This is a genomic window from Italian clover phyllody phytoplasma str. MA1 (assembly GCF_000300695.1).
GTDB lineage: Bacteria > Bacillota_I > Bacilli_A > Acholeplasmatales > Acholeplasmataceae > Phytoplasma.
Window position 1 is genome coordinate 1 of the sequence record NZ_AKIM01000115.1, and the last position, 1,182, is coordinate 1,182.

Genomic DNA, 1,182 nt, shown 5'->3' on the forward strand with positions numbered 1-1,182 from the left:
ATAAAAAAAGACCTTCGATTTGAAGGTCTTAGGGTTTTAATTATTATTTAAATTTACTTAATCGTTTTAAATAAGTTGTTTGTGATAATTCTTGTTTAGTTTTTGATAAAAGTTCTAAATATTGTTTGCTATCTTGAATCATTTTGGTAATAAAATTATTATCTAAGTAAATTCTGACTACATGATAATCATTATCATTAAAATAAACTAAAAAATAAGCAAATTTAGCTTGGGAACAATAGAGTTGACATTGAATTTGAGCCCAGTAGTTAATAGGGACTTCTTGGTAGGAAAAGAAGCCATTCCATGATGTTGATATATTGTTGTTTTCATCGCGATAAGGACATTTGATTTCTAAGAGAGTGTTGGTTTGTTGATTATAACCATCTAAGGAAGCGGAAAACATTTTGACTTCATCATCGGTAAAGATGGTATCAGGAAAATTTAGATTAGTTGTTTTTTCAAAGAAAGTTCTAGCTAAAGGTTCGGTTTTATTACCATGTTCGGTGTATTTATTGGAAGTAAATGTGGTGCCAAAGAGTTTATCGTGGACTAATTGTTCTAAGGTTCTAAATTTATCTTTTCCAGTAATGCTTCCAATTTCGGAAGCGTTAATATATTTTTTGCGGTGTTGGTACCATTCTTTGGTACGTTGTGATAGTTTGATTCTCATGGTTATTTTTCTTTCTTAAATAATGAGATGATATATTGGCCTAAATAATAAATAAATTTAATTATATAATGTAAAAATTTAAAAAGAAAATCAATTAAACATAAGAGATGAGGTAAAAATAATAAGATAATGATTAATAAAGCTAAATTAAGCCATTGGTTTTGATTATTAAAAAAACAATTACTTATAGCAACAAACCCATTATTTAACTTTGTTAACCAAGTATTAATTAGGTTCCACATGATTATTAGTTTTAATAGTGGTTAGATGTTGATAAAATCTAACTACGATGCCTTTTTTTAACCTTTGGATGTTTAATTGATAAGTAAAAAGATAGAATTTGATGAAATAATTAATAAAAATTAAAGGGATTAAAAAAATAAAGATAATGATGTTAATGGATAAAGATGGTAAGATTTTTTTAATGAACATAATTTTTGTTTCCTTTCTTGGTGAAATAAAAAAACTCTCTATAAGAGAGAGTCTTTGTTTTGTAATATAATTTTTTT

The 1,182-nt window shown here is 25.8% G+C and carries 2 protein-coding genes; both read right to left on the reverse strand.

The window, feature by feature from the left end; translation table 11 throughout:
- Positions 1 to 43 precede the first annotated feature (43 nt).
- Entirely contained in the window at positions 44 to 673 is a 630-nt protein-coding gene (locus RI01_RS02790; protein ID WP_011160719.1) for a YqaJ viral recombinase family protein, read from the reverse strand.
- A gap of 225 nt (positions 674 to 898) precedes the next feature.
- On the reverse strand, positions 899 to 1,105 hold the full coding sequence (locus RI01_RS02800; protein WP_017193158.1) for a hypothetical protein: 207 nt from the start codon (positions 1,103 to 1,105) through the stop codon (positions 899 to 901).
- Positions 1,106 to 1,182 lie beyond the last annotated feature (77 nt).